Source organism: Anaerotalea alkaliphila, from assembly GCF_010179735.1.
Taxonomy (GTDB): Bacteria; Bacillota; Clostridia; order Lachnospirales; family Vallitaleaceae; genus Anaerotalea; species Anaerotalea alkaliphila.
This window is the reverse complement of sequence record NZ_JAAEEH010000003.1, coordinates 22,753-41,767: the sequence shown is the minus strand read 5'-3', so window position 1 is coordinate 41,767 and position 19,015 is coordinate 22,753. Positions and strand designations below refer to the sequence as shown.

General features: G+C 57.5%; 18 protein-coding genes. 1 reads left to right on the top strand and 17 read right to left on the bottom strand.

The features are described from left to right. Positions 1 to 40: 40 nt before the first annotated feature. The 12 genes from GXN74_RS01915 to GXN74_RS01860 form a co-directional block, all read right to left on the bottom strand. Positions 41 to 616, bottom strand: coding sequence for an ECF transporter S component (locus GXN74_RS01915; RefSeq protein WP_162369234.1), 576 nt, complete (start codon positions 614 to 616; stop codon positions 41 to 43). A gap of 43 nt (positions 617 to 659) precedes the next feature. Next, positions 660 to 1,652: a homocitrate synthase/isopropylmalate synthase family protein gene (locus tag GXN74_RS01910; RefSeq protein WP_162369233.1), complete on the bottom strand. Its 993-nt coding sequence runs from the start codon at positions 1,650 to 1,652 to the stop codon at positions 660 to 662. Positions 1,653 to 1,688: 36 nt separating this feature from the next. Continuing rightward, the gene (locus tag GXN74_RS01905; RefSeq protein ID WP_162369232.1) at positions 1,689 to 1,994 is read right to left on the bottom strand and encodes a (2Fe-2S) ferredoxin domain-containing protein; all 306 of its coding nucleotides are present in this window, start codon (positions 1,992 to 1,994) and stop codon (positions 1,689 to 1,691) included. Between the two features lie 21 nt (positions 1,995 to 2,015). After that, on the bottom strand, positions 2,016 to 2,861 hold the full coding sequence (locus GXN74_RS01900; protein ID WP_162369231.1) for a radical SAM protein: 846 nt from the start codon (positions 2,859 to 2,861) through the stop codon (positions 2,016 to 2,018). Further along, a complete protein-coding gene (locus tag GXN74_RS01895; protein WP_162369230.1) occupies positions 2,858 to 4,258 on the bottom strand; it encodes a nitrogenase component 1 in 1,401 nt (466 codons plus the stop codon). The genes GXN74_RS01900 and GXN74_RS01895 overlap by 4 nt, the downstream gene beginning before the upstream one ends. Continuing rightward, positions 4,255 to 5,622 (bottom strand): nitrogenase iron-molybdenum cofactor biosynthesis protein NifE, encoded by a 1,368-nt coding sequence (nifE, locus tag GXN74_RS01890; RefSeq protein WP_162369229.1) that lies wholly within the window; start codon positions 5,620 to 5,622, stop codon positions 4,255 to 4,257. Before nifE ends, GXN74_RS01895 begins: the two co-directional genes overlap by 4 nt. Before the next feature lie 15 nt (positions 5,623 to 5,637). Beyond that, positions 5,638 to 7,005, bottom strand: a complete 1,368-nt coding sequence (gene nifK / locus GXN74_RS01885; RefSeq protein ID WP_162369228.1) for a nitrogenase molybdenum-iron protein subunit beta — start codon at positions 7,003 to 7,005, stop codon at positions 5,638 to 5,640. After that, positions 6,999 to 8,615: a nitrogenase molybdenum-iron protein alpha chain gene (gene nifD, locus GXN74_RS01880; protein WP_162369227.1), complete on the bottom strand. Its 1,617-nt coding sequence runs from the start codon at positions 8,613 to 8,615 to the stop codon at positions 6,999 to 7,001. The genes nifK and nifD overlap by 7 nt, the downstream gene beginning before the upstream one ends. Before the next feature lie 17 nt (positions 8,616 to 8,632). After that, a complete protein-coding gene (locus GXN74_RS01875) occupies positions 8,633 to 9,016 on the bottom strand; it encodes a P-II family nitrogen regulator (RefSeq protein WP_162369226.1) in 384 nt (127 codons plus the stop codon). A gap of 10 nt (positions 9,017 to 9,026) precedes the next feature. Then, entirely contained in the window at positions 9,027 to 9,350 is a 324-nt protein-coding gene (locus GXN74_RS01870) for a P-II family nitrogen regulator (RefSeq protein WP_162369225.1), read from the bottom strand. Between the two features lie 15 nt (positions 9,351 to 9,365). Beyond that, positions 9,366 to 10,184, bottom strand: coding sequence for a nitrogenase iron protein (gene nifH / locus GXN74_RS01865; RefSeq protein ID WP_162369224.1), 819 nt, complete (start codon positions 10,182 to 10,184; stop codon positions 9,366 to 9,368). Positions 10,185 to 10,924: 740 nt separating this feature from the next. Continuing rightward, complete coding sequence (locus GXN74_RS01860) at positions 10,925 to 12,049, bottom strand: glycosyltransferase family 4 protein (RefSeq protein WP_162369223.1); 1,125 nt, start codon at positions 12,047 to 12,049, stop codon at positions 10,925 to 10,927. Positions 12,050 to 12,242: 193 nt separating this feature from the next. Here GXN74_RS01860 and GXN74_RS01855 point away from each other — a divergent pair, with 193 nt between their 5' ends. Then, positions 12,243 to 12,770: a DUF4364 family protein gene (locus GXN74_RS01855; protein ID WP_162369222.1), complete on the top strand. Its 528-nt coding sequence runs from the start codon at positions 12,243 to 12,245 to the stop codon at positions 12,768 to 12,770. Here the strand turns inward: GXN74_RS01855 and yihA are convergent. Genes yihA through tig form a run of 5 tightly spaced genes read right to left on the bottom strand, consistent with a single transcriptional unit; the run spans position 12,760 to position 18,975 of the window. Next, the gene (gene yihA, locus GXN74_RS01850) at positions 12,760 to 13,362 is read right to left on the bottom strand and encodes a ribosome biogenesis GTP-binding protein YihA/YsxC (protein WP_162369221.1); all 603 of its coding nucleotides are present in this window, start codon (positions 13,360 to 13,362) and stop codon (positions 12,760 to 12,762) included. The genes GXN74_RS01855 and yihA overlap by 11 nt on opposite strands. An 18-nt stretch (positions 13,363 to 13,380) precedes the next feature. Beyond that, positions 13,381 to 15,702, bottom strand: a complete 2,322-nt coding sequence (lon, locus tag GXN74_RS01845; protein ID WP_162369220.1) for an endopeptidase La — start codon at positions 15,700 to 15,702, stop codon at positions 13,381 to 13,383. A 57-nt stretch (positions 15,703 to 15,759) separates the two neighbouring features. After that, entirely contained in the window at positions 15,760 to 17,061 is a 1,302-nt protein-coding gene (gene clpX, locus GXN74_RS01840; RefSeq protein ID WP_162369219.1) for an ATP-dependent Clp protease ATP-binding subunit ClpX, read from the bottom strand. Positions 17,062 to 17,074: 13 nt separating this feature from the next. Next, a complete protein-coding gene (gene clpP, locus GXN74_RS01835; RefSeq protein WP_162369218.1) occupies positions 17,075 to 17,656 on the bottom strand; it encodes an ATP-dependent Clp endopeptidase proteolytic subunit ClpP in 582 nt (193 codons plus the stop codon). A 32-nt stretch (positions 17,657 to 17,688) separates the two neighbouring features. Continuing rightward, entirely contained in the window at positions 17,689 to 18,975 is a 1,287-nt protein-coding gene (gene tig, locus GXN74_RS01830; RefSeq protein WP_162369217.1) for a trigger factor, read from the bottom strand. Positions 18,976 to 19,015 lie beyond the last annotated feature (40 nt).

Here is a 19,015-nt window from a genome sequence, read left to right as displayed (position 1 = left end):
AACACAAAAGAGCGTGCCATGCACGCTCTTCGATGGGATCCTATGACTTCCGCCGCCTTCCGGCCAGCAGGAGGGGATAGATGTTTTTCATTGCCAGATGCAGGACAAAGCCCACCAGGCAGGCGACCGTCCCTTTCACCAGATTGAAGGGTATGTAGATGGTCGCAAGCATGGCCATCCGCTGGGTGGCTCCCACCTGGCTCCCCAGATAAAGGGGCAGGATCACGTAATAGTTGGCCGCACAGGCTGCCGCGACCATGAGCAGGATGCCCAAGCCCATCCCGGCCAGCAATCCCGCGTTGCTCCTCGTCCTCCTGTACAGCACCACCGGTGGCAGCACCAGCGCGGACCCGGCCAGGAAATTGGCCGCCTCCCCGACCCCTCCCGAGTTGGAACGGAACAGGAGGTTGAGCAGGTTCTTCCCCAGTTCGATGGACACCGCCGCGACCGGTCCCAAAAGGATGCCTCCAATCAGGGCGGCCACATCGCTCAGGTCGAATTTCAGGAAAGGGGGGAACAGGGAGGGGACCGGGAACTCCAGCAGCAGCAGGCCGAAGGCCAAGGCGGTGAACAGGGCCGCGGCTGCCAGTTCTTGCGTTTTTAGGAACCTTTGCATGGATACTCTCCTTATGTCTTTGGGTCTTCTTTGTCTTTTCCCATCATACACCAAGCAAAGGGGTTTTTCTACTGGAATGTTTTCCCTGGATGAATCTCCGCTCCCTTCCGAAGAGTCCCGGCTCCAGATACTCGTATGTTTTCGGCTCCTTCCGGATGCCGTCCACATGGATGCCGGCCTCGTGGGAGAACACCATGTCCCCCACGATGGGCTTGGACGCATGGACCATCCTGCCCGAGCTTGTTTCCACCATCTTGCTGAGGGCCGGCAGCCCTCCCAGGTCGATGTCCACCCTGGCCCCTTCCATCAGGGCCGCAGCCACGGCGATTTCCTCCAGGGCCGTATTCCCCGCCCGCTCCCCCAGGCCGTTCACGCAGCAGCTGACGTAATCCGCTCCCGCCCGGAAGGCCGCAAGGGCATTTGCCGTCCCCAGACCGAAGTCGTTGTGGCCGTGGAAATCGACGGGGATGTCCAGCTTCCCGGAAAGGCTTCCGATCCGCTCCATGACCCCAAAGGGTTCCAGGGCGCCCACCGTATCCGCATAGCGCACCCTGTAGGCCCCTTCCCGCTGGGCCAGCTGGAACAGGGTCAGCAGGAACTGCCTGTCCGCCCTGGAGGCGTCCTCCGCTCCGATGGAAACGCTGGCGCCCCGGGCCACCGCCAGCTCCACCAGGACCGCCATCGCATGGAGCACCTCCTCCCGGGTGCTCCCCAGCTTCCTGGTGATCTGGATGTCGGAGGAGGGAACGGAAATGTGGATGTTCCGGGCGCCGATGACCAGGGAGCTCCGGATGTCCTCGTAGCGCATGCGGTTCCATGTCAGGATTTCCGCCCCCAGACCCATCTGCAGGATTTCATAGACGGACTCCATCTCCTCCTTTCCCATCACAGGGATGCCGGCCTCGATCACATCCACCCCCAGCATGTCCAGGGCCGCTGCGATTTCCTTCTTTTCCTCCAGGGAAAAGGCGACTCCCGGGGATTGCTCCCCGTCCCGGAGGGTCGAATCCACAATATGCAATTTCCTTTTATCCATGGCGCTCCTCCTTTTCGCCGGGCTTGTCCCGCCGGTTTAGATCAACAGACGTTCCACGACGCTTTCTTCTTCTATGGCGTCCAGGATCTCTTCCACATCCCCCATCGCCACCTTCCCATACCAGGTCTGCTCCGGATAGACCATGACCACCGGTCCCATGGAGCAGAGCCCCAGGCATCCCGTGGTGGTGACCATCACCTGGTCGTCGATTCCCCGGTCCTGGACCTCCTCGATCAAGGCCCGGGCGATGTCCACCCCCTCCTTTTGGGCGCAGACACCCTTGATTTCACCCGTCAGGCGGGCGCTGCTGCATACGAACAAATGGAATTTCGGTTTTTCCATTCCCTCCAACTCCTTCCTATATCATATTGCCGCCACTCCGGCACACCGCTGTCCAAGGGTTCCCACCGCATCCGCCCTGCACTGGGTGCAGTGCATCATCTGGGGCATGATTTCGTTGCATTTCAGGCGGACCCGCACCAGCTCCTGCCGGGAGATTTCCCCGATGTCCTCGAAAGGCGTGCCTTCCACCGGAATCAGCGGCATGATGTTGTTCATGTCCGCCCCTGCAGTCCTGGCCCAAGTGGCGATTTCCTCCACCTCGTGGTCGTTTACCCCCTTGATCAGGACGGTGTTCACCTTGGTCATCACATCCTTGCCTTTCAGATGGTTGAGGGCCTCCCACTGCTTGTCCAGGAGAAGTTTGGCCCCCTCCAGCCCGAAATGCTTGACCCCCTCGAAGGTGGCGTACCTGTAGATGTGTGCCGCCGTCTCCGGGCGCACGCCGTTGATGGTGACGGTGAAATGGCTCACCCCCAGGCCGATCAGCTGGTCCGCGAACTTGCGCAGCTTCAGTCCGTTGGTGGACAGGCAGAAGGTGGTGTCGGGATCATACTCCCCGATCAGGCGGATGGTTTCCATGGTTTCCGTGATGTTCGCCAGGGGGTCCCCCGGCCCTGCGATGCCCACCACCTTCAGGTTCGGCACCGTGTCCTTGGCCTTCTTGTAGCGTTCCAGAGCCTCCACCGGCGTCAGCACGTTGCTGGTCACCCCCGGACGGCTTTCGTTCTGGCAGTCGTACTTCCGGTTGCAGAAGTTGCACTTGATGTTGCATTTGGGAGCCACCGGCAGATGGATCCTGGCCGCCTCATGGGCCGCCCCCGCATTGAAACAGGGATGTTCCTTCGTCTTTTGCTCCAGTGTCCTCATGATTCCACCGCCTCCTTTGCATGATATGTCTCCAACATGGTTTTCCTGTAATGCCTGTGCTTCTGGTCCAGGAGGGTGTTTGCGATCCTGTCCAACAGCTCCATGGCTCCCGCATATCCGAAAATCCGCTGGCGCTGCCCGCCCACATGGTCGTGGATGGGGAATCCCACCCGCACCAGGTCGATGCCGTCCTGCTCCCAGATGAATTTTCCGTCCGAATTCCCCACCATCACATTCACACCCCTGTCCAGGATCCGCTCCCGGATCACCTCGAAATCCGTATCCTGGAGGACTTCCCCCTCCAGACCCTCCTCCTCCAGCAGCTTCCCCATGTAGAGGGAAAACTGCTGGTTCGCCGTCCCGGTGGCGGCCACCAGGGGCTTTATTCCGTTCTCGGCGCACAGCCTGGTCAGCCCGTATGCCAGCTCCATGTCCCCGAACACCGCAGCCCTTCCCAATCCGTTGTGCTTGTGGGAATCGATCATGGCATCCAGCAGCCGTCCCCGTTGCATCTTGTATTTCAAGGGTGTTTCCATCCCTGCGATGTCCCCCAGGACCTCCAGGAGCCGGTCCGTGCATTCCAGACCCACGGGAAGGGGGATCCTGTACAGGGGAACCCCATGCTGTTCATAGAGGTACATGCCCGGGGACAGGCTTTCCTCCACAAGCACGCCCAGTTCCACGGTGGCGGCGGCAACCTTCATCCCCTGGACCTCTTCCACCGTTGTCCCGTAGGGGTTCAGCTTCTCATAGGGTTCCCCGAAGGGGGCGTCCAACGCGTCCGAATAGTCGGGCAGCAGCACCCCTTCCAGACCGAAGCTATCCAGGATCTCCTTCAGCTCCCGCAGGTCTGCGCAGGTGGCGGAAGACGCCACCAGGTTGACCCTCCGGGGATTCCTGCTCCGCTTCCAACTGTCCGCTTCAGGCGGATTGTAATGGGCCACGATTCCCCGCAGGGCCGCGTAATAGCCTTCCGTCTGGCTGCCACCGTATCCCGGGGTCGGGACGGGAATCAGGTCCGCCACCAGTTCCGGATGCTCCAGTCGGATTTCCTTTGCGAACCTCCGGACATCGTCCCCGATGGTTTCCGCCAGGCAGCTTGTCAGGATTCCGATGACCCTGGGCTGGTAGAGCTGCGTCAGGTTCAGGACGCCCGCCTTCAGGTTCCTTGCGCCGCCGTACACCGTCCCCTCCTCCGTCAGGGAGGAGGAGGCGATGTCCACCGGTTCGTTGAAATGCCCTGCGATGTGCCTGCGGATATAGGTGCTGCATCCCTGGGATCCATGGATGATGGCCATGCTTCCCGCGATTCCCAGAAAGGCCAGGGAAGCCCCCATGGGCATGCACATCTTGCAAGGGTTCACCTGCATGTCCGCATAACTGCTCCTCTCCTTCATCTGGCCACCTCCTTCTTCACATGTCTCCATACGGGACTGTTGACGGTACCGTCGATTTCCTTCGCCAGGTTCAAGGCCCCCTCGAAACCTGCCAGGGGATGTTTCCGTTCATGGTTGTGGTCGACGAAGGCCAGTCCCAGCTTGTAGGCCAGGGGGCGCTCCTTGACGCCTCCCACCAGGATTTCCGCTCCCGTCTCCCGGATGAAATGCTCCAGTTCCGAGGGGTTCGTGTCGTCCAGGATGACGGTCCCTTCCCCGGTGATGGTCTTGAAATGCTCGTATTCCTCCCGGGATCCCGTCTGGGTCCCCACCAGCACCGTTTCGATTCCAAGCTCCCCAAATTGGGCGATGAGGGAGGTGGCCTTGAAGCCTCCCCCCACATAGAGCGCCGCCCTCTTCCCTTCCAGCCGGGGCCTGTATTCCCCCAGGGCTTCTTCCACAGGCCCCTTGTGTCTGGCCACCAGCCGCTCCAGCCTCTCCTCCATCCCGGCATCCCCCAGCAGCCCCACGATCTTCTCCAGGGAAGCGATGGTGTCCGAAAGGCCCAGAAACCGGACCCCCGTATAGGGGATCCCGTACCTTTCCTCCATCCTCTTGGCCAGGTAGGTCATGGAACCCGCGCACTGGACGATGTTCAGGTCCGCCCTGGTGGCATCCCTGAGCCCCTGTACCGTGGCGTCCCCGGTGATGCAGGTGACCACCTGGATCCCCAGCTCTTCCAAGTATCCCTTGATGATCCATGCTTCCGCCGCCAGGTTGAAGTCCCCCAGGAAGTTCAGCCGGGGCCTGTCCCCGCCGCCGGCTTTGGCCGGGGCAGCTGTCTCCCCCATGAGCCGGAGCATGGTGTTGCAGGCGGCCTTGTATCCGTCCTTCTTGTTTCCGGAAAAACCGGGGGAGTTCACCGGAAGGACAGGGATGTCGTGCTTCTTTTCCGCCATCCGGCAGACGGCCTCCACATCGTCCCCGATCACGCCCACCACACAGGTGGAGTAGACGAAGACGGCCTTAGGGCTGTGCTTCTCCACAATCCCGTCTATGGCCGCAGCCAGCTTCATCTCCCCTCCGAACACGATGTCCTCTTCCCTAAGGTCCGTGGAGAAGCTGTTCCTGTAGAGCTCTTCCTTGCTGCTCAAGCTTCCCCGGATGTCCCAGGTGTAGGCGGCGCATCCGATGGGGCCATGGACGATGTGCGCCGCGTCGGTGACCGGGTTGAGGACAACCCGGGCGCCGCAGTAGACGCAGGCCCGCTGGCTCACAACACCGGAGACACTGGATGTGTCGCATTCGATGGCGCTTGCTTGGCCCATTCCGTTCTTGTGTACCGACCTCTCCCGTTCCTTGATGACGACCGATGCTGTTTCCATGGATGCGCCTCCTTCCTACATCACCAGCTCGAAGTCTTCGTCCGCGCAGGTCATGTCCATCTTGTCCAACAGGGCGTTGGAGATCTTTTCAATGAGCCGCAGGGCTCCCCTGTATCCCACCAGAGGGAAATAGCTGTGTCCCATCCGGTCCAGGATGGGGAATCCCACCCGCACCAGGGGCACGTCTTCCGCCCGGGCGATGAATTTGCCGTAGGTGTTGCCGATGATCATGTCCACCGGGGTTTCCTTGATCATCTGGTGGAAGGTCATCAGGTCCGCATCCGCCATCACGACGCTGTCCGTCAGGCCGGCCTCCGCGAACATGGCGGAAACTTCCGCTTCGAACTGTTTGCCCGGTGTGCCGGTCAGCACGATGGTGGGCACCATCCCCAGGTCGATGACGAATTCCGTGACCGCCAGGATGATGTCCGGATCACCGAAGATCCCCACCTTTTTCCCGTGGTAGTGGTTGTGCACGTCCACCATGACGTCCACCAGCTGGCCCCGTTCGAATTCCAGCTCCTTGGGGATGTTGCCTCCGTTCAGCTCCAGCAGCTGCATGACGAATGCGTCCGTCGCCTTGATGCCGATGGGCGTCTTGAGCACATGAGGCTGCACCTCGCAGAGCTTTTCAAGCTCGAATGCCGCCGGCTCGGAACAGAATTTCCCCATGGCGATGGTGGCCTTGGCGTTCCCCGCGTCCACAATGTCGGCGATGGGAGTCCCTCCCTCCGGGTACATCTCGTATTTCCCCGTGTTGGGGGTGGAGACCACGTTGCTGGTGTCCGGGAACATGGTGTTCGGCACCTTCAGGAGCTTTGCCAGACGCTTGATTTCCATCATGTCGCTGGGTTCCACATATCCCGGGATGAGGTTCACCTTTCCGTTGCTGCCCTCCGCCGTCTTTTTGGAGAGGTGGGTCACCATGGCCTTCGCCATGTTGGCGAAACCGGTGACATGGGAGCCCACATAACTGGGGGTGTTGGCGTAGATCACCTTTTTGCCTTCGGGGATCTTGGTCGCCCGGATGATTTCCGTCAGGTCGTCCCCGATGGTCTCGGAAAGGCAGGTGGTGTTCACCGCGATGATGTCCGGGTTGTAGATTTCAAACACGTTTTCGATCCCTTTGGAGAGGTTGGCCTTTCCTCCGAACACGCAGGATCCTTCGGTGAAGGAACTGGTGGAGGCTACGATGGGATCCCTGTAGTGCCTGGTCAGGTGCATCCTGTGGTAGGAGCAGCAGCCTTGGGAGCCGTGGCTGTGGGGCAGACATTTGTGGATCCCCAGAGCGGCGTACATGGCTCCGATGGGTTGGCAGGTCTTGGCCGGGTTCACCTTCAAATTGCTTCTCTCGGTTCTTTTTTTGGGTGTAAGATCTAACATGCGCTCTCAGCTCCTTCCATGTTTGAAACTTTGCCTGTCAGGAGGGGTTCTTTCCTCCAGGGTGCCGTGATGTAGGACCAGGCCGGCGTCAGCATGCCTGCGGCGATGTCCCGGGCGAAGTTGATTGCGCCCTTGTAGCCCGCATAGGGTCCCGAATAGTCGTAGGAGTGCAGCTGCTTGGAATAGACGCCCATCTTCTGGATGATGTACTTGTCCTTGACGCCGGAGCCCACGATGCTGGGTTTCAATGCCTTCACGATGATTTCCGTCTCGATGTGGTTCAGGTCGTCGATGACCAGGGAACCGTCCTCCATGTCCTTGATCAATCCCTCGTATTGGTTGAAGGGCAGCTCCTTTTTCAGCTCCTCCAGGCGGTCTTCCGGAATCCGGAGGAAGTAGTTCTTCTCGTCCTTTTCCACCTTGATTTCCTCGATGTTCCTGCTGTCCGCGTCGATCTTGATGTAGGGGATGATGTCCCTTCCCTCGTAGTCGTCCCGATGGGCGAATTCATATCCCGCAACCACTGTGGAGATGCCCAATTCCTTCAGCAATCCTTGGTAGTGATGGGCCCTGGAACCGCCCACATACAATACGGCCGTCTTGCCCTCCAGCTTCTGGCGGATGGTTTCCATCTCCTCCTCGATGTCCGATGTCTCTTCCGCAATCACCTCCTCCGTCCTTGCCAGCAGCTCCGGATCTCCGAAGAACTTGGCCATGTTCCGCAGGGACTGGGTGAAGTTCTCCACGCCGATGAAGTTCACCTTCATCCAGGGCAGCCCGTATTTGGTTTCGATCATGTCCGCGATGTAGTTGATGGAGCGGTGGCATTGGACCAGGTTCAGGTCCGCATTGTGGGACTTGGCGATGTCGTCGTAGCTGCCGTTTCCCGTCATGGTGCAGACCACGTTGTAGCCGATCTTCTGCAGCACCCTGGAGATCTCCCATTCGTCCCCGCCGATGTTGTACTCTCCCAGAAGGTTGATGGAGAAGGTCTTCTTTTCGGCGTCCATCGTGCCCACCACTTCCTGCATGAGCTTGTTGTTTGCGATGTGGTGTCCGGCCGACTGGCTGACGCCCTTGTACCCCTCGCAGCTGAACGACAATACGGGAATCCCGTGCTTCTCCTTGGCGTTCTTGGCCACCTTGTGGATGTCGTCCCCGATGAGGCCTACAGGGCAGGTTGCCGAAATGGATATCGCCCTGGGGTTGAAGATCTCCACAGCCTCGTCGATGGCCGCCATCAGTTTCTTCTCCCCCCCGAACACGATGTCGCTTTCCTGCATGTCCGTCGTGAAGCAGTAGTTGAGGAAGTTTTTCCCGTTCTCCCTGGCCTTCCCCTTGTTCCGTCTGGTTCCCCAGGCGTAGTAGGAGCAGCCTACCGGGCCGTGCACGATGTGCACCATGTCCACGATGGGGCCGATGACCACGCCTTTGCATCCTGCGTAGCAGCATCCCCTGTTGGTGATGATTCCCGGTATCGTCCTGGTGTTGGCCGCGATCTCCTGGATTTTCCCACCGTCCTTGAGCAGCATGTGCTCCTTCCTGTTTTTCATGACCTTGGCTGGGTATACATCCAAGATCTTGTCGATCACCTTCTTGTTTCCTGACATCCCAATCACCTCCTGGCCTAAAGGGCCTCTATGCCGCGTTCTCCCGTCCGGATCCGGACGGCTTCATCTATGGGGGTTACAAAAATCTTGCCGTCTCCCATGCTGCCTGTCTGGTTCGCCTCTATGAGGATCTTCACCACCGGAGCCACATCCCCATCGTCCACGACGATGCCCAGATACCTTTTCGCCACCAGCCTGTGGTTTTCGGAAATGGTTTCCTTGACGCTGGGGGGTACGGTCTCGTCCCTTTCCACCAGCTCCTCTATGAGCTCATAATCCACTTTCTGCTTGCCCCGTCCGTAGACCTTCCTGCAGGTCATGGGGAAGTACCCCCCGTCCGCCAGAGCCTTTTTCGTGTCGTTGATCTTGTTGATCCTGATGAATGCCAAGATTTCCTTCATGCTGCACCTCCTATAGTCCGGCCATTCCGGAACTTACGGTATAGGCCTCCTCTACTTCTGAAATGAAAATCTTTCCGTCCCCGAAGGCCCCTTCCCCTGTCTTCGCATTCTTCCCGATCAGGGCGACCACCATTTCCACGTCCTCGTCTTCCACCACCATCAGCAGCATCTCCTTGGGGATCTCGTCGTAGTGGACATTCCCCACCTTCATCCCCCTTTGCTTGCCTCTTCCCACCACGTCCACCTTGGTGACCGCGGGAAAACCTGCATCCTTCAGTTCGTCCAAAACCACGCCTGCCTTGTCGGGTCTGATAATCGCTCTAACCAACTTCATCTCTTCATCCTCCTCTTATCCTAAAATGCCGTATTCCATCAGGATCTCTTCCAAACGGTCCTGGGTCATGGGCTTGGGAATCACAAACATCTCGTTTTCGTCGATGGCTTTTGCCAGGGTCCTGTACTCGTCCGCCTGGGGGTCCTTCGGATCGTAGTCGATGACCGTCTTCTTGTTGATCTCCGCCCTTTGGACCACATTGTCCCTGGGGACGAAATGAATCAGCTGGGTTCCCAGTTCCTCCGCGAAGGCCTTCAGCATCTCATACTCGTTGTCCACCTTCCTGCTGTTGCAGATGATGCCGCCCAGCCTGGTGCCCCCCGTGGTGGCGAACTTCTGGATCCCTTTGGAGATGTTGTTGGCCGCGTACATGGCCATCATCTCGCCGCTGGCCACGATGTAGATTTCTTCCGCCTTCCCTTCCCGGATCGGCATCGCGAAACCGCCGCACACCACGTCCCCCAACACATCATAGAACACATAATCCAGATCGTCCGTATAGGCGCCCAGCTGCTCCAGCATGTTGATGGAAGTGATGATCCCACGTCCGGCGCAACCTACGCCCGGTTCGGGTCCGCCCGACTCCACGCATTTGATGTCGCCGTATCCCGGCTTCAGGATTTCTTCCAGTTCGATTTCTTCCCCTTCTTCCCGGAGCGTGTCCAATACCGTCCTTTGCGCCAGTCCGTTCAGGATCAGCCGTGTGGAATCCGCCTTGGGGTCGCACCCCACGATCATGATCTTCTTGCCCATCTCCGCCATTGCCGCCGTCAGATTCTGCGTTGTCGTGGATTTTCCGATTCCACCTTTTCCATAAATCGCTACCTGTCTCATAGAATTCACCCTTCCTTCCCAACTTGCCGTTGGCTCCTTTGTATGGTTGCCGGTTGCATGAAGACCTTTCCTTTCGGAATAGAAAAAGAGCCTTGGATCTGGTTTCAAGATTTCTTGAAATCAGGTCCAAGGCTCCTTCGCCTGGGGTATCGGTCTTTCGATAGACGTACTTTATCACAACGCCAGACGGAATGCAACAGCATTTTTTTGCCGTCTCTCCTGGAGGGCGGAAGACGGCATGGCAATCCGCCCATACCAACGCCTTTGGACCGGCGGTGCATTGTGCATGTTTCTACATTTCTCCGCGCCCATCTCCTTCTTCCTTCGCTGAACGGTGCGCATTCCCTTTTGAACCATACGCCTTTATGTGCATTCCATATATTCTTTCAATTCCAGCGCCAGCCCCCTTTTTTTATCCTCTTGTCGACAATCCTTCTTGTTTGGCGTCATTTCCGGCCTTCTCCGGGGATTTGTCCGACGATTTCCCTGGCCCGGGAAAAGAATCCCCATTTTTTTGATGCGGATACTATGTTTTTCATCCTTCAAAGCAATTTTCTGCTTGCAATGGGAAGTCGGATGGTTTATAATACAGTTGTGTTTATATCAGTCCCTCCCCTAAAATGGGCTGGTATGACGCACTTATAACCCCTTATTAATTATTTATACTCCCCTCATCAAAACAGCCACATGCTCCCCATGTGGCTGTTTTCTTTACTCTATGGGCCAACTGCCATCCGTTCCTATCCCTTGCTCCTGCGGATGATGTCCTCGTAGATGCTCCGGTGGCGCTCCCCCATGGAGACGTCGGAAAAGTTCTCCCGGATCCTCTCCCGGAAGCTGGCCCCTAGGGCCGCCGCCTTCCGCCTGTCCTTCGCCATGGCCAGGACCGCCTTGGCCAGTCCCTTGTCGTCCCCCACTTCGAAGAGGATTCCCGACTTGCCGTCCTCGATCATTTCCACCACGCCCCCGGCCTTGGACGCCACAGTGGGCAAGCCGTGGAGGCCGCCTTCCAGAAGGGCGTAGGGGAAGCTCTCGCTGTAGGAGGGCAGCACGTTCAGGTCGATGGAATTGTAGAACCCATGGATGTCCTGGATGAATCCGATGAGGTGCACCCTTTCCCCCAGGCGGTTGTCGCGGATATAGTCCTGGACGAATCTGGTGTATTTCGGGTCCCCGAATCCGGCGATGATGAAGTGGATCCCCTTTTCCGAACGGACCACCCGCTTCGCTGCCTTCAGGAGCACGTCGACCCCCTTCACCGGATGGAGCCTGGTGGCGCACCCCACCAGATATTGTCCACTTACGTCCCTAAGTCCCACGCCCTCCAGGAACTCCTCCCTGCCGGATCCCGCCGTACTTCCGGCCAGGGCAATCCCGTTGTAGATGACATGGATCTTCCTTTCCGGAAATCCCTTGGATACCAGCATGTCCTTGAAATTCTCTGTCACCGCCAGATAATGGTCCATCTTCCGCAGACTGGCCTTGTTCAGGGTGGTGAACACCAGCTTCTTCAGCAGGTGGTTGTCGAAATCATGCTCGAAATCGCTGTGGATCGTGGTGACCAGGGGGATGTCCAGGGAGCTTTTCAGCAGGCTTCCGATGAAATTGGCCCTGGCTCCATGGCAATGGAGGACCTGGGTCCGCTGCCGGTCCATCCGTTCCCGGATCTGCCTCAGCACGCTGAAGTCGAACCGGGAGTTCTGGCGCACCACCGTCGTCCTGATGCCGGCCTGTTCCGCTTCCCGGGCGAAGACCCCCTCCGCCAGGCAAACCAGTTCTATGTCCATGTGGTTTTTCAACTCTCTTAGCAGGGTGATCACATGGGTCTTCGCGCCCCCGGTATCCCCGCCGCTGATCAAATGCATGACTCTCATCGGCTCCAGCCTTTCTTATCATCTGCGTTCATTGTTTCCATTATAGCGGGCGTCCGGTCTCCTGTCAATGCAGGCATGGCAGGGGTTCGTCTCCGATTGGGGATGACTTGCCCGGAGTTTTCTGCTAAAATGGAAGTGGTCCAATCCAAACGGCAACAAGGTTTCCACCTCCAGGAGGGTAGTCATGCACGCAGGAAGTTATGAAATCAGCCTCAACAAACTGATGATTCTTTATATGATCAAAAATGTGGACATGCCTTTGTCCGGTTCCCAAATTTCCGAATACATCCTGGAGAAGGGGTATACGAACTACTTTTCCCTGCAGGAGTACATCGGGCAGATGCTGGAAAACGACATGATCCGCACCGTCTCCCTGGAGCACTTCACTTTGTACGAAATCGCCCCCGAAGGGCTGGAGACGCTGGAATATTTCGAAAACCGGATTCCGGAAAGCACCAAGGAGGAAATCCTCGACTTCCTGAAGAAGAACAAATACAAGATCCGTTCCGAAAGCGAGTTGCATGCGGAATACGTCCCCCAGTCGGACGGCTCTTTTTTGGTCCATTGTGTTGCGAAAGAAAACAAAAAGGTCTTGATCGACGTCTCCGTGGAGGTCGTCGAAAAAGACCAAGCTGTAAGGATCTGCAACCTATGGGAAAAGAACAGCCATCTCGTCTACAAGCTGCTGCTGGAAACGCTCCTCATGGGGTGATTTTCGCATCCTGGACCAGGGCTTCCTCAATTGCCTCCCAGATCTTTTCCTTCCCCTGTTTCGTCACCGAGGAAAACGGGATGATGGGACTCTCCTTCAGGGAGAGTCCTTTTCTTATCCTGCCCACATGCTTCTGGACCTGGTTCTTGCTGAGCTTGTCCGCCTTGGTGGCCACCACCAGTGGGGTGAACCCGTTGGCCTGCACCCAGTCCACCATCATCTTGTCATGTTCCCCCGGCTCGTGGCGGATGTCCACCAGCACCACCATCAGCCGGAGCACCTGGCGGTTCAACAGATAGGTCTCGATCATATGGGCCCACTTTGCCCTATGGTCCTTGGACACCTTGGCATAGCCATAGCCCGGCAGGTCCACGAAGAGCAGTTTCTGCTCCACATTGTAGAAATTGATCGTCTGGGTCTTGCCCGGCTGGCCGGAGGTCCTGGCCAGGGCCTTCCGGTTGATCAGGCCGTTGATCAGGGAGGATTTCCCCACGTTGGACTTGCCTACGAAGGCGATTTCCGGCAACCCTTCGGCGGGATACTGGTCCATCTTCGTCCCCACCGCCTCCAAAAAAACATTGTGCACCTTCATTCCCGTGTGCTCCTTCCTCTATGACAGCGTTTCCTTCAGCACTTCATCCATGCTGGAGACGAAGACGATTTCAATGCCTTCCTTCACTTCCCCTGCGATTTCCTCCACATTCCTCTTGTTGTCGATGGGAACAAGGACCTTCCTGATTCCCGCCCGCTTGGCTGCAAGGATCTTCTCCTTCAATCCGCCGATGGGCAGGACCCGTCCCCGGAGGGTGATTTCTCCGGTCATGGCCACCTGGGGATCCACCGGTTTTTCCAGGAAGGCGGAGATGACGGCTGTGGCCAGGGTGATCCCTGCGCTTGGCCCGTCCTTGGGCACCGCCCCTTCCGGAATGTGGATGTGGATGTCCTTCTTGCTGTAGAAATCCGGATCCAATCCCAGCTGGGCTCCCCTGGACCGGATGTAGCTGAGCGCCGCCTTTGCGGATTCCCGCATCACGTCCCCGATCTGTCCGGTGATTTCAAATTGTCCCTTTCCCGGCATCACGTTCACCTCGATGGAGAGGGTGTCGCCTCCCACCTCCGTCCAGGCAAGCCCTCTTGCCACCCCCACCTGGGGAGTCTGGCTGATCTTGTCGTACCGGTATCTGGGGGTGCCCAGCAGGGACTTCAGGTTCTTTTCCGTCACCTGGACCTTGGCCTTCTCGTCCAGCATCACTTCCTTCGCGGCTTTACGGCACAACTCCCCGATCCTCCGCTCCAGGTCCCGCACCCCGGCTTCCCGGGTGTACTCGTTGATGATTTTGGACATGGCCTTGGGGCTGATCCGCAGCTGCCCGGGGGCGAGCCCGTGCTTCTCCATCTGCTTGCGCACCAGATGGCCTTTGGCGATGTGCAGCTTCTCGTTCTCCGTATAGCTGCTGATTTCGATGATTTCCAAGCGGTCCAGCAGGGGCCTGGGGATGCTCCTGAGGCTGTTGGCCGTGGCGATGAAGAGCACGTCCGACAGGTCCACCGGCAGTTCGATGAAGTGGTCCCTGAACTTGCTGTTCTGCTCCCCGTCCAGGACCTCCAAAAGGGCCGCCGACGGGTCCCCCCGCATGTCGCTGCTCATCTTGTCGATTTCATCCAGCAGCAGTAGGGGGTTGCTGCTGCCGGCCTGTTTCAGCGCATTGATGAAGCGGCCCGGCATGGCGCCGATGTACGTCTTCCGGTGTCCCCGTATTTCCGCCTCGTCCCGGACCCCTCCAAGGGAAATCCGCACGTAATTCCTCTGCAGGGCGCTGGCGATGGATTTTGCGATGGAGGTCTTCCCTGTCCCCGGAGGGCCCACCAGGCAAACAATGGGCGTGTTGGTGTTGCGGGAGAGCTTCCGCACAGCCAGGTGCTCCACAATCCTTTCCTTCACCTTTTCCAGCCCGTAATGGTCCTCGTCCAGGATTCTGGCGGCACGCTTCAGGTCCATGCTTTCCTGGGTCTTCACGTTCCACGGCAGGTCCAGCAGAGCTTCGATGTAGTTTCGGATCACGGAACCCTCCGCGGAGCCCGGCGCCATCTTCTGCAGGCGTTTGATTTCCTTCTGCAGACGCTCCTTGACTTCCTCGGGGGCGTCCAGTTCCATGGCTTTCAGGCGGAACTCCTCGATTTCCTCGTTGAAGTCCACCCCTTCCCCCAGCTCGTGCTGGATTACCTTCATCTGCTCCCGGAGATAGTATTCCTTCTGGCTTTTGTCGATCTTTTTCTTCACTTCCTGGTGCAGGTCCTTCTGGATCTTTTCGATTTCCATCTCATTGATCAGGATCCTGATGGCCAGTTTCAGACGCACCAGAGGATACAGCTCCTCGAGGATGCTCTGCTTGCTCTCCATGGGCCGGATCAGGTGGGTGGCGATGCTGTCCGCCAGCAACCCCATGTCCCCGATGGCCAGCAGGCTGTTCAGCACCTCCTGGGAGACTTTGGCATTGACCTGGTTGTAGTCCAGGATCACCTCTACCGCGGTACGCAGCAGGGCCTCCTTCTCCATGGGTTCGATCTCCACCACCTGGTTGGGGACCAGCCGGATGCCGCCTTCCAGGTAATCCTTGTCCTGATGGACCTCCACCAGCTCCGCCCGTTCCTGGCCTTCCACAAGCACGCGGACAACGTTCCCGGGCAGCTTCACGATCTGCTTGATCAGGGCCAGGGTCCCCCAGTCATACAGGTTCTCGTCCGGATCTATTTTCTCGTCATTGGCGTTCGTCTGCGCCACCAGAAAAACCCGCTGGTCCCCGTCCATGGCTTTTTCCAATGCCCGGACGGACTGTTCCCTTTTCGCATCGAAATGCACCAGCATCTTGGGGAACACATTGATTCCCCGCAGCGCCACCATGGGCACGATGATGATATTTTCCTCTTCCATGCGGATCACCTCTTTCCGTAAGAATAGAATTCCCCCTACGGATGCAGGGGGAATGGATTAGGCCGGTTCATTTTCATTTTTGATCTTGGTTCTTTTCTTGGAAGCCTGCTTCCGGGGCACGGTCCCTTCACTGTAGACGATCAGGGGCTCCTTGCCTTCTTCCACCGTTTCCCTTGCAATGATGCACTTTTCGATGGTCTCGTTGGACGGAATCTCATACATGATTTCCGTCATCAATTCCTCGATGACCGACCGGAGCCCGCGGGCTCCCGTCTTCCTGTCCAAAGTCTTCTTGGCGATGGCCCGCAGGGCCTCCTCCTCAAATTCCAGTTCCACACCGTCCAGGCTGAACAGGCTCTTGTATTGCTTGACCAGGGAATTCTTGGGGGTCGTCAGGATGTCCACCAGTGCCTCTTCCGTCAGGTTTTCCAGCGCCACCGTCACAGGCACGCGGCCTACCAGCTCGGGAATCAGGCCGAAGTGGATCAGGTCCTCCGGCGCCAGCATCTTCAGGATCGTTCCCACGTCCAAATCCTTCCTGCTTTCGATCTTCGCGCCGAATCCCATGGTCTTTTCGCCCGTGCGCTTCTCGATGATCTTTTCCAGACCGTCGAAGGCGCCTGCGCAAATGAACAGGATGTTGGTCGTGTCGATCTGCAGGAACTCCTGGTGGGGATGTTTCCGCCCCCCTTGGGGAGGCACGGAAGCGGTCGTTCCCTCCAGGATCTTCAGCAGGGCCTGCTGCACGCCCTCACCGCTCACATCCCGGGTGATGGAGGGGTTTTCCGACTTTCTGGCTATCTTGTCGATTTCATCCACATAGATGATCCCCTGCTCCGCCTTGTCGATGTCGAAATCCGCAGCCTGGATCAGGCGCAGCAGGATGTTCTCCACGTCTTCCCCCACATAGCCTGCCTCCGTCAGGGAAGTCGCATCCGCGATGGCGAAAGGCACGTTGAGCATTTTTGCCAGGGTTTGAGCCAGCAGGGTCTTCCCCGATCCAGTCGGTCCCACCAACAGGATGTTGCTCTTGGAGAGCTCCACCTCGTCCACCACGTAGTCGCTGCGGATCCTTTTGTAGTGGTTGTACACGGCCACCGCCAGGGTCTTCTTCGCATCCTCCTGTCCGACCACATACTGGTCCAGGAAGGTTTTGATCTCCTTGGGCTTCGGAAGGTTGGAAAGGTCCAGCTCCTCTTCGATTTCGCTGAATTCCTCTTCAATGATCTCCGAACAGAGTTCCACGCACTCGTCACAGATGAACACGTTGGGGCCTGCTATGATTTTCCTGACCTGCTCCTGCGACTTGTGGCAGAAGGAACACCTCAGCTGTTTCTTTTCTTCGAATTTATTCGCCATCTAACCACCCAACCTATCGCTTCGCCAGAATCTTGTCTATGATCCCATAGGCAAGCGCCTGCTCCGCAGTCATGAAATTGTCGCGTTCCGTGTCCCTTTCGATGATTTCGAAGGGCTGTCCCGTGTTTTCACTCAGGATTTCGTTCAACTTCTTCCGCATGGCGATGATCCGGTCCGCATGGATCTTGATGTCCGTGGCCTGCCCCTGGGTTCCTCCCAGCGGCTGATGGATCATGATTTCCGCGTTGGGAAGCGCGAAGCGCTTGCCCTTGGCTCCTCCCGCCAGGAGGAAGGCTCCCATGCTTGCCGCCATGCCTACGCAGATGGTGGAAACATCGGGGCGGATGTACTTCATGGTGTCGAAAATGGCCATGCCCGCGGTGATGGAACCGCCGGGGCTGTTGATGTACAGGTGTATATCCTTGTCCGGATCATCCGCTTCCAGGAAAAGCATCTGGGCTACAACCAGGCTGGCCGTCACCTCATTCACTTCCTCGCCCAAAAAGATGATCCTTTCCTTCAAAAGCCGGGAAAAGATGTCGTAGGAACGCTCTCCCCTGCTGGTCTGTTCTATGACGTAAGGGACTAAACTCATGATTGCACCTCCTGCTTCAATGGTTGATGGAATCAAACTTCCACGGAGGCGTCGGCAATCAGGTCCAAAGCCTTCTGGCTCAGAAGGTCTGCCTTGAGGCTTTCCTTTTCCTCTTCATGGATGTTTTCCATCAGCTTGTCCAATTCCATATTGTACATGGCCGCCATGTTCTTCAGTTCCTCGTCCATGGCTTCCTCTGTGATTTCAAGGTTTTCCGCCTTCGCGATCGCTTCCAGGACCAGTCTTCCCTTGATCTTTCTGGCTGCGTCGTCCTTCATGCTTTCCTTCATGCTTTCCATCGTCTGTCCTGTGTATTGGAAATACTGGTCCATGGAAAGCCCTTGGTATTGGAGCCTCTGGGCCATGTCATACACCATGTTCTCCGCTTCCAGTGTGACCATGGGCGCCGGCAGCTGGATGTCCGCGTTCTCGATGACTTTGGTCATGACAGCTTCCTTCTTCGCGTTCCTTGCGGCTGCTTCCTTCCTCTTCAGGATGTTGGCTTTCAGGTCTTCCTTGTATTCCGCCAATGTTTCGAATTCGGAAACGTCCTTGGCCAGCTCGTCGTCCGCCTCAGGCATTTCCTTCACCTTGATGCTCTTGACGGTCACCTTGAAAAGCGCGGGCTTCCCTTGGAGGGATTCCTGCTGGTAGGCTTCCGGGAATGTCACGTTCACTTCCACTTCCTCGCCGATGGATTTTCCGATCAGCTGGTCTTCGAAGGTGTCGATGAAGGTGTGGGAACCGATGGTCAGCTCATAGTCTTCCCCTTTGCCGCCTTCGAATGCGACGCCGTCCACGAACCCTTCGAAATCGATCTTCACCTGGTCTTTGTCCTGTACGGGACGGTCTGTGATTTCCACAAGACGGGAGTTCTGTTCCCGGATCCTGTCCAACTCGGCTTCCACATCCGCATCCGAGACTTCCACGGGAACCTTCTCCACTTCCACACCTTTGTAGTCGCCAAGAGTGATTTCAGGCTTCACGGCCACTTCCGCCGTGAAGATGAATTCCTTGCCCTTTTCCATCTGGACCACATCGATCTCCGGTCTGGACACGACTTCCAGCCCAAGCTCCTCCACTGCCTTGTCATAGGCTTCCGGAATGATGGAATTGGCTGCGTCCTCATAGAACACGGCGGCTCCATACGTCCTTTCGATGATCTGGCGGGGCGCTTTCCCTTTCCTGAATCCCTGGATGGAAATCTGGCCTTTATTCTTGTTGTAGGCGTCTTGCAAGCCTTTCTCGAATCTTTCGGCTTCCACTTCGACGGTAATCTTCACCATGCTGTTTTCAAGCGTTTCTACCTTATTGTTCATTGATCGATGATCCTCCTTGCTTGTCCTATATAATTAAGGG

Bases quoted from the DNA above. Each gene is read 5' to 3' on its own strand.
- nifD (WP_162369227.1), bottom strand. From the start codon at position 8,615: ATGTCAGGAAACAAGAAGGTGATCGACAAGATCTTGGATGTATACCCA.
- clpP (WP_162369218.1), bottom strand. From the start codon at position 17,656: ATGAGTTTAGTCCCTTACGTCATAGAACAGACCAGCAGGGGAGAGCGT.
- GXN74_RS01895 (WP_162369230.1), bottom strand. From the start codon at position 4,258: ATGAAGGAGAGGAGCAGTTATGCGGACATGCAGGTGAACCCTTGCAAG.
- clpX (WP_162369219.1), bottom strand. From the start codon at position 17,061: ATGGCGAATAAATTCGAAGAAAAGAAACAGCTGAGGTGTTCCTTCTGC.
- GXN74_RS01855 (WP_162369222.1), top strand. From the start codon at position 12,243: ATGCACGCAGGAAGTTATGAAATCAGCCTCAACAAACTGATGATTCTT.
- GXN74_RS01900 (WP_162369231.1), bottom strand. From the start codon at position 2,861: ATGAGGACACTGGAGCAAAAGACGAAGGAACATCCCTGTTTCAATGCG.
- GXN74_RS01860 (WP_162369223.1), bottom strand. From the start codon at position 12,049: ATGCATTTGATCAGCGGCGGGGATACCGGGGGCGCGAAGACCCATGTG.
- tig (WP_162369217.1), bottom strand. From the start codon at position 18,975: ATGAACAATAAGGTAGAAACGCTTGAAAACAGCATGGTGAAGATTACC.
- GXN74_RS01910 (WP_162369233.1), bottom strand. From the start codon at position 1,652: ATGGATAAAAGGAAATTGCATATTGTGGATTCGACCCTCCGGGACGGG.
- lon (WP_162369220.1), bottom strand. From the start codon at position 15,702: ATGGAAGAGGAAAATATCATCATCGTGCCCATGGTGGCGCTGCGGGGA.
- GXN74_RS01870 (WP_162369225.1), bottom strand. From the start codon at position 9,350: ATGAAGTTGGTTAGAGCGATTATCAGACCCGACAAGGCAGGCGTGGTT.
- GXN74_RS01915 (WP_162369234.1), bottom strand. From the start codon at position 616: ATGCAAAGGTTCCTAAAAACGCAAGAACTGGCAGCCGCGGCCCTGTTC.
- yihA (WP_162369221.1), bottom strand. From the start codon at position 13,362: ATGAAGGTGCACAATGTTTTTTTGGAGGCGGTGGGGACGAAGATGGAC.
- GXN74_RS01875 (WP_162369226.1), bottom strand. From the start codon at position 9,016: ATGAAGGAAATCTTGGCATTCATCAGGATCAACAAGATCAACGACACG.
- nifK (WP_162369228.1), bottom strand. From the start codon at position 7,005: ATGTTAGATCTTACACCCAAAAAAAGAACCGAGAGAAGCAATTTGAAG.
- nifE (WP_162369229.1), bottom strand. From the start codon at position 5,622: ATGGAAACAGCATCGGTCGTCATCAAGGAACGGGAGAGGTCGGTACAC.
- GXN74_RS01905 (WP_162369232.1), bottom strand. From the start codon at position 1,994: ATGGAAAAACCGAAATTCCATTTGTTCGTATGCAGCAGCGCCCGCCTG.
- nifH (WP_162369224.1), bottom strand. From the start codon at position 10,184: ATGAGACAGGTAGCGATTTATGGAAAAGGTGGAATCGGAAAATCCACG.